The following is a 12,383-nucleotide window of genomic DNA, read 5'->3' as shown; positions in this document are numbered from 1 at the left end:
TAGCTATGAAAATAAGTAAGTTCTTAGTAATCATTTTCTTATGCTTTGGCCTGTATTCTTGTGGTAATTCTGATTCGAAAATCACAGATACCAATAGCGAAGAACAAACTCAGCAAGAGGAAAATGATGCTAATGAAAATGAAGCAAAAGGATTGGTTTTTGTGGATGAATATAGTATTCCTGCTGATTTAAGTTTCGAGGAGACTCGAGTTGGCGGTTTATCAGGTATCGATTATGCAAATGGGCAATGGTATCTCATAAGTGACGACCCCAATACGTCTAGATTTTATACCGCTGATATCGTCTACAATAGCTCGGGATTTACTGATTTTCAATTCAGTTCGGTAGTAATTTTTAAAGATACTTCAGGGGTGATTTTTAATGATGGTTTTAATGATCCCGAAGCGATTAGAATAGATGGAGAAACGATTATTTGGACCTCAGAAGGCAATATTAATAACAATCAGCCTCCATCGGTTAATTTTTCTAACGGCGAAGGCGATTTAATCAATACTGCAACACTGGCATCGCGTTACAATGATTTTTCCGAAAATAACGGGCCACTGCAAAATGGGGCTTTTGAAGGACTTTCTTTAAGTGCAGACAATCAAGGGTATTGGGTCAGTATGGAACTGCCACTACAGCAAGATGGCCCAGCACCTACAACTGCCAGCACCAATTCACATGTTAGAGTGGCCTTTATAGATAAAACTACAGGGGCAATGGGAGAGGAATTTGCGTATAAATTGGATCCAGTCGCAAGAGCAGCAACATTAGGGACTTCTTTTGAGCTAAATGGTGTTGTAGAAATACTTGCTGTAAGTAGTACCAAGTTTCTTTTTTTAGAACGTTCTTTTGCCACAGGCTATGCCGATGGAGGGTATAATATTAAAATTTATGAAGTTGATACATCCAATGCTACGGATATTAGTTCAATTGAAGCTTTAGATGGCGCGGATTTTATATCGGCTACCAAAACGCTGCTTTTTGATTTTGAGGATATAAGGCCTGAATTAACCAATGGATTGCTCTATAATTTAGAAGGAATGACTTTTGGCTCCAATTTTGAAAATGGAAATAGATCATTGCTCATTATTGCCGATAATAATTTTAATGCAATTGTACCTCAATTAAATCAATGTATTCTTTTAGAGTGGATAGACTAAGCTTCGTTGTAAGTTTTTTTAATGAACTACTACAAATACCCTGTTAGAAGGAAAAAAATGCAAACAACACAAGATACAAATACCATAGATATTATAAACGAGAGCTTATCAAGGTCTTGGTCTTACGAAATTTATAGAGAGAAGGTTCATGAACTCGCAATGAACGGTAAGACGATAGGTGAGGTTCAATCGGAAGCTTTAATAAATTATACCCAGCTGAATGATAGGCGTATGAGCCGTTGGGATAAAACTTTAAAGATTCCCGCAGCTATTCAAGAAAGTATTGCGCAGCTAAATAAAAGCCTTCTTTTTTTAGTGATTACGGAAAGTTGGTGTGGAGATGCTTCCCCTAGTTTGCCTGTTATAAATAAAATAGCGGAGCTCAACCCAAATATTGAGTTAAGAATTGTGCTTAGAGATGAGAATTTAGATTTAATGAATCGTTTTCTGACCAATAACGCCATGTCTATTCCAAAACTGATTATTGTAGACCATGATACCGAAGAAGTTATTGCAGACTGGGGCCCAAGACCAAGTATGGCGACTAAATTGGTAGAAGACTATAAGACCTTGCATGGTATGCTCACTCCAGAATTTAAACAAGACTTACAAGTTTGGTATAATAAAGATAAAGGTCAGAATACCTTATCCGATATTGTTGGTTTACTTCCCCTGAAATAAATAGGTGATAGTTCCTTTTTGTGATGTTTTATTAGAAGAGTTGAAATAGGCTTTTTCGGCGTATGCCATAGCGTTATCTACCAAACAACCATTGGTGGTAGTGGAGCTTTTTTCGTTAAAACTGGTTTCGGTTACATAACCGTCAGAATCTACTTGAATATTGATAACTACTTTGCCGGCTTCAATACAAGTATAGATTGGTGGTGGCAGGTCATAAGCATTTCTATCTACCAAAGAATAAGATATAGAAGTTCTTTTTTCAGCAAGGTTGTTGGTGAACTCCTTTTTCTGGGCTTCTTTTTCCCCCAACTGTTTCTTTTTTTCTTCGCGCTGTTTGGCAAGTTCTTTCAGATTTGCTGCATAGCCGCCATCTGAAGTCAATAAGTCATTTGGAGCTTCATTCATGGCCCGTTCTTCCATGATTTCTTGAAGTGTCTTCAAAGGCTCGGGACTTCCAACACTTGGCTTTGCAGTTTGATTAAAAGCCATATGACTTTTTATAGGATCGGCATTTGAGGCCATTTCTTCCAAACGTTTTTCCTCTTCTTGCAATAATTCTTCAAGATCTTCGTCAGCTAAGGCCATCTCGATCACATATTCGTCTTCTTGTTTGGCGCCTAAACGAATACTATACAAAAGCAATAGCACAATAGCCATTGAAAAAATGGTAATTATTAACGATAACTGCTTTCTATTCAGGTTCATGGTCTTACTATAACCGATTTTTTATAAAAATATTTCATCTTGACGGTTAAAGCAAACTAGTGTTAATGCTACTTTTCTAAAGCATAGTTTGTTTAAAATCATCAGGACTCACAGCATTATCTACGTTATAATCGCCTATTTTGGTTCTTCTAAGGGAAGAAAGATGCCCGCCAGAATTTAATGCTTTACCAAAATCATGGGCTAGTGAGCGTATATAGGTACCCTTACTGCAGCTTACCCTAAAATGGACATCTGGGAGTTGAATTTTGGTAATTTCGAATTCGAATATTTCGATTTGGCGTGATTTTATTTCTACGGTTTTACCTTCACGAGCAAATTCGTATAAACGCTTTCCATCTTTTTTAAGAGCCGAAAATATAGGTGGTATTTGTTCAATTTTTCCTAAAAATTTTGATGTGGTATTTTTTATAAGTTCTTTGCTTAAGTGGTCCGTTGTATAAGTATTATCTACCTCCGTTTCCAGATCATAAGATGGTGTAGTTGCGCCCAAAGTTATAGTTCCTGTATACTCTTTGGTTTGCCCCTGAAGTTCCGGTATGCGTTTGGTAAATTTCCCCGTACAAATAATCAAAAGACCTGTTGCTAATGGATCTAAAGTACCAGCATGGCCAATCTTAATTTTTTTAAGATCAAATTTTTTTCGAATCCCCCATTTTAAAGAATTTACCGCTTGAAAAGAGGTCCAGTTCAAGGGTTTGTCAATTAGTAGAATTTGACCGGTTAAAAAGTCTTCTTTGGTTTTTTTATCCATTTTTTTGAAGAACAATTTAGTCCCCTTGGGGGTTAGGGGGCTCCCCAAATACTCCAAGCGATAGCGATTAGACCTACCACTAAACAATAAATGGCAAAGTAGCTTAACTTACTTTTTTTCACTAATTGAATCATCCAAGTACAGGCAAAAAGTCCTGCAATAAATGCGGCTCCAAAACCTGCTCCCATAGCAGCCATTTGCGTACTTTCAAAATTGAGCTCACCACCTAAAATATCCTTGGCAACTTTTCCAAAAATCAAAGGAACTACCATCAAGAATGAAAAACGTGCAGATTTGGTTTTATCGATACCGAGAAGAACAGAAGTCGAAATAGTAGCACCACTTCTAGAAATGCCTGGTAACATAGCTACCGCTTGGGCTAAACCAATAACAAAAGCACTTCGAAAAGAAACATCTTTTTCGGTGGTTTTTGCCATATCGGCCAGATATAATAACACCGCCGTAACGATTAGCATAATACCAACTATAATGATGGCCCCATCAAAAAAGACCTCCATAAAATCTTCTAAAAAGAAGCCTACGATTGCGGCAGGTATCATTGAGATAATAATCTTTAAAGCAAATTTTGCCTCTTCGTTCCACTTAAACTGAAACAAGCCCTTGAAAATATCAAGAACATCTTTTCGAAAAACAACAATAGTACTTAGTGCCGTAGCAAAGTGAAGTACTACGGTAAATAATAGACTTTCTTCGGGAATGGAATCATCCCCTAAAATGGCTTTTCCCAATTCTAAATGTCCACTTGAAGATACGGGTAAAAACTCGGTTAAGCCTTGTATAATCCCGAGAATAATAGCATCAATAATTTCCAAACTATTCTTTCTTTTTGTGAGGGTTCAACAAGATAGCGTATATCTGTATGCCCAATCCGATAAGAATTAGGGTTGGTGCCAGACGAATTCTTCTAAAATTGTAGATTTCAGGATTGAATACATTGGGATCGTCACTTCCACCACCAGCCATCAGTATAAAACCCAAGGCAATAAGCCCCAATCCAATAAAAAGAAAAATGTAATTCTTTCTTTGAAAAATGAATTCTGATTTCGGTTTTTGAACTTCTTTGTTCTTTTTACTCATACCGCAAATTTAAAAAGTTTAGACCATTTCAAACTTAGTTCTGATAAGTTTATCAAATTTCAGTAAACAATTTTCTAAAATCTCATATCTATAAGCAAAGTGTTCTAATTGCTAATAGTACAGGTCGTCTGTTCGCAAATTCAAAAAACGTTGGGTAGCAAAATAGGTGCTGAGGTAAGATATTAAGATGCCCAAACCTAAAATACTTAAGAATAATAGCAACAAAACTTTGATGTCTTGAAATAGATTTAGCTCTGGAAAGTTATTGTTTACATAATACAAAACTACCGCTAAAGCGATTAAAGCGATTAGCGCACCAAAAAGGCCCAATTTGATGTTGGTAGCTATAAAGGGTTTACGAATAAACTTCTTGGTAGCCCCGACCATTTGCATGGTCTTTATAATAAATCGTTTGGAATAAATAGATAAACGAATAGAACTATTGATCAAAAGCACGGCAATTACGGTAAAAACAGCACAGGCAATTAATATCCAAAGGCTAATTTTTTTAACATTATCGTTCAACAATGAAATTAGAGGCTTGTCATAACTAACTTCATCAACATAAGTTTTGGCTGAAAGCGTTTCGGCGATTTCGGTAACTTGTTCAGGTGAAACAAAGTCTGCTTTCAGATTTACATCAACAGAGTTTTTTAAAGGATTATAACCCAAAAATTCTTGAAAGTTTTCACCAATATCTTCACTGTATTGTTCTGCTGCGTCTTCTTTCGATACGTAAACTGCTGACTTGGTATAAGCTGCCATGGCGAGACTTTTCTGTAATTGGTCAACCTCTACAGGTTTGGCATTATCTTTTAAAAAGACCGAAATGGTAATCTGTTCTTTAAAGTGGTCTCCAAGTTTCTTGGTATTTAAGACCAACATTCCTAAAACACCTAAAAGAAAAAGTACTAACGCGATGCTCAAAACCACCGAGAAGTATGATGAAATCAATCGTCGTCTCTGATACTGTTCAATATATTGCGCCATATTGGAAAATCGATGTGTAAAAATAGAAAAGTAAATCGGTTTTAAAGGGATTACCCCTATTTTTGCGCTTTACAAAAGAAGAAGAGAAATGGATTACGATTTTCAGCAAATCGAGAAGAAATGGCAAGACTATTGGGCTAAAAACGAAACTTTTAAGGCCAAGAACAATTCTGATAAGCCTAAATTTTATACACTTTCTATGTTTCCCTACCCATCTGGGGCTGGCTTGCATGTTGGGCATCCATTAGGTTATATTGCTGGGGACATTTATGCTAGATATAAAAAACTCAAAGGCTTTAATGTATTGCATCCAATGGGTTACGACTCTTTCGGTCTGCCGGCCGAACAGTATGCGATACAAACGGGGCAGCACCCTGCCATAACTACCGAAACCAATATAAATAGGTATCGCGAGCAGCTGGATAGGCTTGGTTTTTCTTTTGACTGGAGTCGTGAGGTACGTACTTCAAATCCGTCATACTACAAATGGACGCAGTGGATCTTCATACAATTATTCAATTCATGGTACAATAAGGAGGCGGACAAAGCCGAGGATATTGCTTCGTTAATTTCAATTTTTGAAAAAGATGGGAATTCAAATATAAATGCCGCTTGCGATGAGGATATAACTGCGTTTTCCGCTGAGAATTGGAAAAACTATACTGACAAAGAGAAACAACAAATATTACTAAAGTACAGATTAACATATTTGGCCGATGCCGAGGTAAACTGGTGCCCGGCATTGGGTACGGTTTTGGCAAATGACGAAATTGTAAACGGTGTTTCAGAGCGCGGGGGGCATCCGGTAATCCGTAAAAAGATGACCCAATGGATGATGCGCATTACTGCCTATGCGCAACGTTTGTTAGACGGTCTTGATGGTATAGATTGGCCACAACCGCTTAAAGATTCACAAACCAATTGGATTGGTCGTTCTCAAGGTGCTTCGGTTACTTTTTACACGGTCACTTCGAGCGGAGTCGAGAAGTCGTATACAATTGAAGTTTTTACTACACGCCCCGATACCATTTTTGGTGTTTCTTTTATGACCTTGGCACCAGAGCATGAATTGGTTGCCAAAATCACTACGGCAGAACAAAAGGCCGAGGTGGATGCCTATATTGAAGCTACGGCAAAACGCTCTGAGCGTGATCGTATGGCTGATGTTAAAACCATTTCCGGAGCTTTTACGGGTGCTTATGCAGAACATCCGTTTACCAAAGAGCCTGTACAAATCTGGATCGGTGATTATGTATTGGCAGGTTATGGAACTGGTGCGGTGATGTCAGTGCCTTGTGGCGACCAGCGTGATTATGATTTTGCAAAACATTTTGATATTCCTATCCCAAATATTTTTGAAGGGGTAGATATTTCTGAAGAAGCTTTTGCTGATAAGGAAAAAACAGTGATAGCTAATTCAGATTTCTTAAATGGCTTACCGTATAAGAAGGCAGTAAAACGCGCCATTTTTGAACTAGAAAAATTAGGACAAGGAAAAGGAAAAATCAACTATCGCTTGCGTGACGCGGTATTCAGTCGCCAGCGTTATTGGGGAGAACCCTTCCCGGTCTTTTATGACTCGGATGGCATGCCACAAATGATAGCGGACGAACATTTACCAATAAAATTACCAGAGGTAGAAAAGTATTTGCCCACAGAAACTGGTGAACCACCATTGGGCAATGCCACCGATTGGGCTTGGGATACGAATACGAACAAGGTCGTAAGCAATAAAAACCTGCCATCTCGAGCGGAGTCAAGAGAAGAAGGTTTTGTTGATAACGGAATCTACCCGCTTGAATTAAATACAATGCCCGGTTGGGCAGGCAGTTCGCAATACTTTAACCGCTATATGGACCCACATAATGACAAGGTTATATATTCTAAAGAGGCTATTAATTATTGGGAAGATGTGGACTTATATATTGGAGGTAGCGAACATGCTACAGGGCATTTGTTATATGCCCGTTTTTGGCAAAAGTTTTTGTTTGATAGAGGCATTGCTTCAAAAGATGAGTTTGCTAAAAAACTCATTAATCAGGGAATGATTACGGGGACGAGTGCTTTTGTTTATAATATTCAGGAGAATCCTAATTTCTTTGTTTCAAGTAAGATTTTTGACAATTATCAAAATCAAGATTCGAAATCGGAAACCTTAAAGCTTATTCAGGGATTTACGGGTCAATCATTAGATACAATCCGGTTAAATCCTGTCCGAGTAGATGTAAAATATGTTAACTCCTCTAATGAAATAGATATTCCTGGTTTTAGAAAATGGATGGAAGAGTTTAAGTACGACCATATAAAGTTTATTGTTACTGATAAAGAGGAAGATTCTGATGTTGTAACTGTACACCGCGAGATTGAAAAAATGTCCAAATCCAAATACAACGTAGTAAATCCAGATGCGATTTGCAATGAATATGGGGCGGATTCGTTGCGTTTGTATGAAATGTTCTTGGGGCCGTTAGAGCAATCAAAACCTTGGAATACTTCTGGTATTACGGGCGTACATGGTTTTCTTAAGAAACTGTGGAAATTGTATTTAACTATTAATGATTCAGAACCGTCAAAAGACAGCTTAAAGACGCTTCATAAAACCATAAAGAAAGTAGAAGAAGATATTGAAAACTTTAGCTTCAATACATCGGTCTCTACCTTTATGATTTGTGTAAATGAATTAACGGCCCAAAAATGTACGAGCAGAGCTATTTTAGAGCCTTTGGCGATCTTGGTTTCACCTTATGCGCCGCATATTGCAGAAGAGCTTTGGGAAAAGTTGGGGCATACTTTATCAATTTCTGAGGCGCCTTTTCCAAAATTTGAAGCTTCTTATTTAGTAGAAAGTAGTAAAGAATACCCAATTTCCTTTAATGGAAAAATGCGCTTTACTATGGAACTGCCATTAGATATGTCTAAAGATGAGATAGAGGCTGCTGTAATGAACCATGAAAAAACACAGGCGCAACTACAAGGGCGTACGCCTAAAAAAGTTATTGTGGTTCCTGGTAAAATTGTGAATATTGTAGGATAATATCCCGCAGAAGCTCTCACACTCAGCTTGTCGAAGTGCTGTTAAAACGTTAATTTATAGTCTGGCAATACTTCTGCACGATGAATATGACAATTGGTTACCATGGAGAAAATTGAAATTTTAGGGCTTATTGCGGCAGCCTTGACTACGTCATCATTTATCCCGCAAGTCTATAAAGCTTGGAAGTTTAAATCTACCAAAGATATTTCCTTAACGATGTACACGGTTTTTGTTATAGGCACAGTGTTATGGCTAATTTATGGCATTGCTATAAACAGTTTGAGTGTGATTGTTGCCAATACAATTACAACTGTATTCGCATTATTCATCATTATAGCTAAAATTAAATATAAATAAAAAGACCCCTAAAAAAATAGGGATCAAAATAAAATTAACTATATAATTATGAAATTAACCCTATAAAAATAGGGGTTATATATTTATAACTATACTTTTTAAGTTAAATTATCTGCATTTTATCGATTTTTTCTTCCTTCGGTCAATTATTTAATTCATTTTTGATGCATTAATCAATATAAATACAAAGATGATAGTAGGCGTACCCAAAGAGATTAAGAACAATGAAAGTCGTGTAGGTATGACACCGGCCGGTGTTTTTGAATTGGTAAAGAACAATCATACCGTTTATGTACAATCTGGTGCAGGTGATGGTAGTGGTTTTTTTAATAAAGATTACCAACAGGCCGGAGCTACTATTTTAGATACGATTGGCCAAGTATATGCCATGAGTGAAATGATAGTGAAGGTAAAAGAACCTATCGCTGAAGAATATGATTTGGTACAGGAAGGGCAGATTATATTTACGTATTTTCATTTTGCCTCAAGTGAGCCGCTTACCAAGGCAATGATTAAGCAAAAGGGAATATGTATCGCTTACGAAACTGTTGAAGATGAAGAAGGCACCTTACCCTTATTGACCCCAATGTCTGAAGTGGCCGGTAGAATGGCTATACAGCAAGGGGCCAAATACTTAGAAAAACCTGCAAAAGGTAGGGGGCTACTTTTAGGGGGAGTGCCAGGCGTGGCACCAGGTAAGGTTTTAGTACTTGGCGCCGGGGTTGTTGGCATTCAAGCTGCAAAAATGGCAGCAGGTCTGGGGGCCCATGTTACCATAATGGACGTGAATATGAAGCGTTTACGCTATGTGAACGATGTGATGCCACCTCACGTAGTTACCGACTTTTCCAACGAATATAGTATTAGAAAACATATAAAAACGCACGATTTGATTGTTGGTGGGGTGTTGTTAAAAGGGGCAAAAGCTCCTAACCTTATCACTAGGGATATGCTTAAAGAAATGCGCCCAGGGACTGTAATTGTGGATGTCGCTGTAGATCAGGGAGGATGTGTGGAAACAACAAAAGCTACTACCCATGAAGACCCAATTTACATTATTGATGATGTAGTACATTATTGTGTGGCAAACATGCCTGGTGCGGTACCCTATACTTCAACCGTTGCGCTGACAAATGTAACCTTGCCTTACGTACTTAAGCTAGCAAATCTAGGTTGGCAAAGTGCATGCGAAAAAGATAAATCTTTACAAAAAGGATTAAACATCATTGAAGGAAAAGTAGTTTATAAAGAAATAAACGAAGCTTTTAACTGGGATACACCTGTATTGGTATAACCAGCAATTTGGCAGTATTAAGGACCTCGCTCTAAAATGGCGGGGTTTTTGAGTTTTAGTTGTTATATTTAAAGTATAAAACGATAAAATTATGATGGGATATTATATATTGATAGGTGCAATTGCGCTTGTCAGCTGGATAGTAAGCAGTAGATTAAAGAGTAAATTTAAGCACTATTCCAAAGTGCATTTACAAAATGGCATGAGTGGCGCAGAGATAGCCCAAAAAATGTTGGACGACCATGGCATCAGGGATGTAAAAGTTGTTTCAACGGGGGGAATGCTTACCGATCACTACAATCCAAAAAATAAAACGGTAAACTTAAGTGAAGGTGTTTACAGTCAGCGCAATGCTGCTGCTGCTGCAGTTGCTGCACATGAAGTAGGTCATGCAGTGCAACATGCACAAGCCTACGAATGGTTAGGAATGCGTTCTAAGCTTGTCCCGATAGTTAGTGTAACCTCAGGTATGTCCACTTGGGTAGTCTTTGGAGGTTTGGCTTTGGGAGCCGCTGCAGGTATCGGATTAGGGTATTGGGTAGCAGTTGCCGGTCTGGTGATGATGTCTTTCGCGACTTTATTCAGTTTTATTACGCTTCCCGTTGAATATGATGCGAGTAATCGTGCATTAAAGTGGTTAAAACAAAAAAACATAGTAACCCAACAAGAATACAAAGGTTCTGAAGATGCTTTAAAATGGGCAGCAAGAACGTACTTGGTTGCAGCAATAGGCTCTTTGGCGACCTTAGTCTACTGGGGACTGCAAGTTTTTGGTGGAAGAGACTAGTTCTTTTTTTAAATAGTATATGAATGAAGCCTGTCGTTTATGCGACAGGTTTTTTAGTTTAAAAACGAAGCCCGTACGAGAGCATTACATATTTATGTTTTCGTGAAAGTTGTGTTTCGGCGGAGTTGTAGCGTAATCCGAATTTATAGTCATTTCGCTGAAAACGATGGTAAAAATCAAAACCTAAACGCCAGATACCGCTAGAAGGCTCTTTTAGTACTGGAGAATTGTCACCAAATAGATTGCCTTCAATAAGACCGTTGTAGAACACACTTCGGTAGCTTGCTCTTAAGGCAAAATAGATTTCCTTGTCGGTTGAACCAATCTGGTCATAAGCAATAGTTTTAGCTACTTCATTTCTTCTCCCGAAATAAAAAATTGCTTCGGGTTCCACATAAATATCACGCGACCCTAAAGCTAGATTGGGCTTTAATGCAAAACGAATACCAAAAGGATTTGGCACTATCTCCCATTCTTTTACATAACTAAAGTAAAAATTTAGATGAAAACTATCATTTAATTCGTCTATCCATAGGGGAGAATCTGAAATGGCAATCGCCCTGTGATACCAGCGCTGAAAACCTCCAGCCCCCGAGTTAAGGCCCGCAAGGCCTATCAAAGCACTTATTTGATATAGATGATCAGCCCTTGATGTTGACCATGTCGCCTTGACACCTGAAAATCCCGCATAAGGTCTATCAAAAAACGCACTATTCGTTGATTGTGTCTGTGAAGGGGTGTAAACCTCTTGTCCGATAGTAAAATCTAATTGTTCTTGGTCAGTTTTAGAAATACCTTTTGACAGTCGCTTGCGGTAGGTCAAAAATAAGCCTGAGGAGTAATAGCGATCGGTAAGCATAAAAAAATCATTATCGTGCCGTAACTCAAGTTGTTGACTTATATTTTTTTGAGAAATGTCCTGTGAATATAATTGCACCGAAAAAAGCACAAATAAGGTCGCAAGACCCAAAAAAAGAAGAAGTTCTTTGAACATGAATCGTTTGGTCGTCAAATAGTGATTTGCCTATCAATTTGCTGGTCTAGAGAAATAAAGGTTTCCGTTCTGGATACCCCTTCTATTTGCTGAATTTTTTTGTTTAAAAGATGCATTAGATGTTCATTGTCTTTACAAAGAACTTTGATGAGTATGGACCAATTTCCGGTCGTATAATGGCACTCTAAAACTTCTGGAATTTTTTCAAGTGCGGCAACAGCCCTTGGGTTTGACATGGCTTTGTCGAGAAAAATACCAATGTAGGCCATAGTCGTATAGCCTAGAACTTTTGGATTGATAACAAATTTAGAACCAGATAATAGGCCAGAAGCTTCTAGCTTTCGAAGCCTTTGATGAATAGCGGCGCCCGAAATACCAATGTTTCTGGCTATTTCAAGAATAGGTCTTCTAGCATCAGACATTAAATACCTAAGTATTTTTTTGTCGATACCATCAATTTTAACCAAACTGTTAGATGATTTCATTATAAACTTCGAATTAGAAA

General features: G+C 37.9%; 13 protein-coding genes. 6 read left to right on the top strand and 7 right to left on the bottom strand.

Annotated elements, in window-relative coordinates; translation table 11 throughout:
• Nucleotides 1–5: 5 nt before the first annotated feature.
• Both ACZ1GR_RS08335 and ACZ1GR_RS08330 read left to right on the top strand, forming a co-directional pair.
• Nucleotides 6–1,166 (top strand): esterase-like activity of phytase family protein, encoded by a 1,161-nt coding sequence (locus ACZ1GR_RS08335; RefSeq protein WP_472611678.1) that lies wholly within the window; start codon nucleotides 6–8, stop codon nucleotides 1,164–1,166.
• A gap of 57 nt (nucleotides 1,167–1,223) precedes the next feature.
• Complete coding sequence (locus ACZ1GR_RS08330; RefSeq protein WP_472611677.1) at nucleotides 1,224–1,847, top strand: thioredoxin family protein; 624 nt, start codon at nucleotides 1,224–1,226, stop codon at nucleotides 1,845–1,847.
• On the opposite strand, the gene ACZ1GR_RS08325 is transcribed toward ACZ1GR_RS08330, so the two are convergent.
• From ACZ1GR_RS08325 to ACZ1GR_RS08305, 5 genes are all read right to left on the bottom strand, one after another.
• Nucleotides 1,830–2,552: a hypothetical protein gene (locus tag ACZ1GR_RS08325; RefSeq protein ID WP_472611676.1), complete on the bottom strand. Its 723-nt coding sequence runs from the start codon at nucleotides 2,550–2,552 to the stop codon at nucleotides 1,830–1,832. The two genes, ACZ1GR_RS08330 and ACZ1GR_RS08325, sit on opposite strands and share 18 nt — an antisense overlap.
• Before the next feature lie 76 nt (nucleotides 2,553–2,628).
• Nucleotides 2,629–3,324 (bottom strand): tRNA pseudouridine(55) synthase TruB, encoded by a 696-nt coding sequence (gene truB, locus ACZ1GR_RS08320; RefSeq protein ID WP_472611675.1) that lies wholly within the window; start codon nucleotides 3,322–3,324, stop codon nucleotides 2,629–2,631.
• A gap of 32 nt (nucleotides 3,325–3,356) precedes the next feature.
• Entirely contained in the window at nucleotides 3,357–4,157 is an 801-nt protein-coding gene (locus tag ACZ1GR_RS08315) for an undecaprenyl-diphosphate phosphatase (protein ID WP_377766066.1), read from the bottom strand.
• A 1-nt stretch (nucleotide 4,158) separates the two neighbouring features.
• Nucleotides 4,159–4,422: a DUF3098 domain-containing protein gene (locus ACZ1GR_RS08310; RefSeq protein ID WP_377766065.1), complete on the bottom strand. Its 264-nt coding sequence runs from the start codon at nucleotides 4,420–4,422 to the stop codon at nucleotides 4,159–4,161.
• A gap of 111 nt (nucleotides 4,423–4,533) precedes the next feature.
• Nucleotides 4,534–5,412 (bottom strand): cell division protein FtsX, encoded by an 879-nt coding sequence (locus ACZ1GR_RS08305; RefSeq protein ID WP_472611674.1) that lies wholly within the window; start codon nucleotides 5,410–5,412, stop codon nucleotides 4,534–4,536.
• Nucleotides 5,413–5,500: 88 nt separating this feature from the next.
• Between ACZ1GR_RS08305 and ACZ1GR_RS08300 the strand changes: the two genes are divergently transcribed.
• The 4 genes from ACZ1GR_RS08300 to ACZ1GR_RS08285 all read left to right on the top strand — a co-directional run bounded on the left by ACZ1GR_RS08300 (nucleotide 5,501) and on the right by ACZ1GR_RS08285 (nucleotide 10,884).
• Nucleotides 5,501–8,446, top strand: a complete 2,946-nt coding sequence (locus ACZ1GR_RS08300) for a leucine--tRNA ligase (RefSeq protein WP_472611673.1) — start codon at nucleotides 5,501–5,503, stop codon at nucleotides 8,444–8,446.
• Between the two features lie 102 nt (nucleotides 8,447–8,548).
• Nucleotides 8,549–8,803 (top strand): SemiSWEET family sugar transporter, encoded by a 255-nt coding sequence (locus ACZ1GR_RS08295; protein WP_472611672.1) that lies wholly within the window; start codon nucleotides 8,549–8,551, stop codon nucleotides 8,801–8,803.
• Between the two features lie 190 nt (nucleotides 8,804–8,993).
• Entirely contained in the window at nucleotides 8,994–10,097 is a 1,104-nt protein-coding gene (gene ald, locus ACZ1GR_RS08290) for an alanine dehydrogenase (protein ID WP_377766061.1), read from the top strand.
• 91 nt (nucleotides 10,098–10,188) lie between these two features.
• Nucleotides 10,189–10,884: a zinc metallopeptidase gene (locus ACZ1GR_RS08285; RefSeq protein ID WP_377766060.1), complete on the top strand. Its 696-nt coding sequence runs from the start codon at nucleotides 10,189–10,191 to the stop codon at nucleotides 10,882–10,884.
• A gap of 58 nt (nucleotides 10,885–10,942) precedes the next feature.
• Here the strand turns inward: ACZ1GR_RS08285 and ACZ1GR_RS08280 are convergent, their stop codons facing one another.
• Together ACZ1GR_RS08280 and ACZ1GR_RS08275 are read right to left on the bottom strand one after the other, a co-directional pair.
• On the bottom strand, nucleotides 10,943–11,878 hold the full coding sequence (locus ACZ1GR_RS08280; protein ID WP_472611671.1) for a lipid A-modifier LpxR family protein: 936 nt from the start codon (nucleotides 11,876–11,878) through the stop codon (nucleotides 10,943–10,945).
• Between the two features lie 14 nt (nucleotides 11,879–11,892).
• Nucleotides 11,893–12,363, bottom strand: a complete 471-nt coding sequence (locus tag ACZ1GR_RS08275) for an Lrp/AsnC ligand binding domain-containing protein (RefSeq protein WP_472611670.1) — start codon at nucleotides 12,361–12,363, stop codon at nucleotides 11,893–11,895.
• Nucleotides 12,364–12,383: the final 20 nt, after the last annotated feature.

This window comes from Croceitalea sp. W27 (assembly GCF_055693185.1).
This window is presented reverse-complemented; position numbering and strand designations above follow the sequence as displayed.

Excerpts from the sequence above, each read along its gene's own strand:
- ACZ1GR_RS08335 (WP_472611678.1), top strand. The coding sequence starts at position 6 with ATGAAAATAAGTAAGTTCTTAGTAATCATTTTCTTATGCTTTGGCCTG.
- ACZ1GR_RS08330 (WP_472611677.1), top strand. The coding sequence starts at position 1,224 with ATGCAAACAACACAAGATACAAATACCATAGATATTATAAACGAGAGC.
- ACZ1GR_RS08325 (WP_472611676.1), bottom strand. The coding sequence starts at position 2,552 with ATGAACCTGAATAGAAAGCAGTTATCGTTAATAATTACCATTTTTTCA.
- truB (WP_472611675.1), bottom strand. The coding sequence starts at position 3,324 with ATGGATAAAAAAACCAAAGAAGACTTTTTAACCGGTCAAATTCTACTA.
- ACZ1GR_RS08310 (WP_377766065.1), bottom strand. The coding sequence starts at position 4,422 with ATGAGTAAAAAGAACAAAGAAGTTCAAAAACCGAAATCAGAATTCATT.
- ACZ1GR_RS08305 (WP_472611674.1), bottom strand. The coding sequence starts at position 5,412 with ATGGCGCAATATATTGAACAGTATCAGAGACGACGATTGATTTCATCA.
- ACZ1GR_RS08300 (WP_472611673.1), top strand. The coding sequence starts at position 5,501 with ATGGATTACGATTTTCAGCAAATCGAGAAGAAATGGCAAGACTATTGG.
- ACZ1GR_RS08295 (WP_472611672.1), top strand. The coding sequence starts at position 8,549 with ATGGAGAAAATTGAAATTTTAGGGCTTATTGCGGCAGCCTTGACTACG.
- ald (WP_377766061.1), top strand. The coding sequence starts at position 8,994 with ATGATAGTAGGCGTACCCAAAGAGATTAAGAACAATGAAAGTCGTGTA.
- ACZ1GR_RS08285 (WP_377766060.1), top strand. The coding sequence starts at position 10,189 with ATGATGGGATATTATATATTGATAGGTGCAATTGCGCTTGTCAGCTGG.
- ACZ1GR_RS08280 (WP_472611671.1), bottom strand. The coding sequence starts at position 11,878 with ATGTTCAAAGAACTTCTTCTTTTTTTGGGTCTTGCGACCTTATTTGTG.
- ACZ1GR_RS08275 (WP_472611670.1), bottom strand. The coding sequence starts at position 12,363 with ATGAAATCATCTAACAGTTTGGTTAAAATTGATGGTATCGACAAAAAA.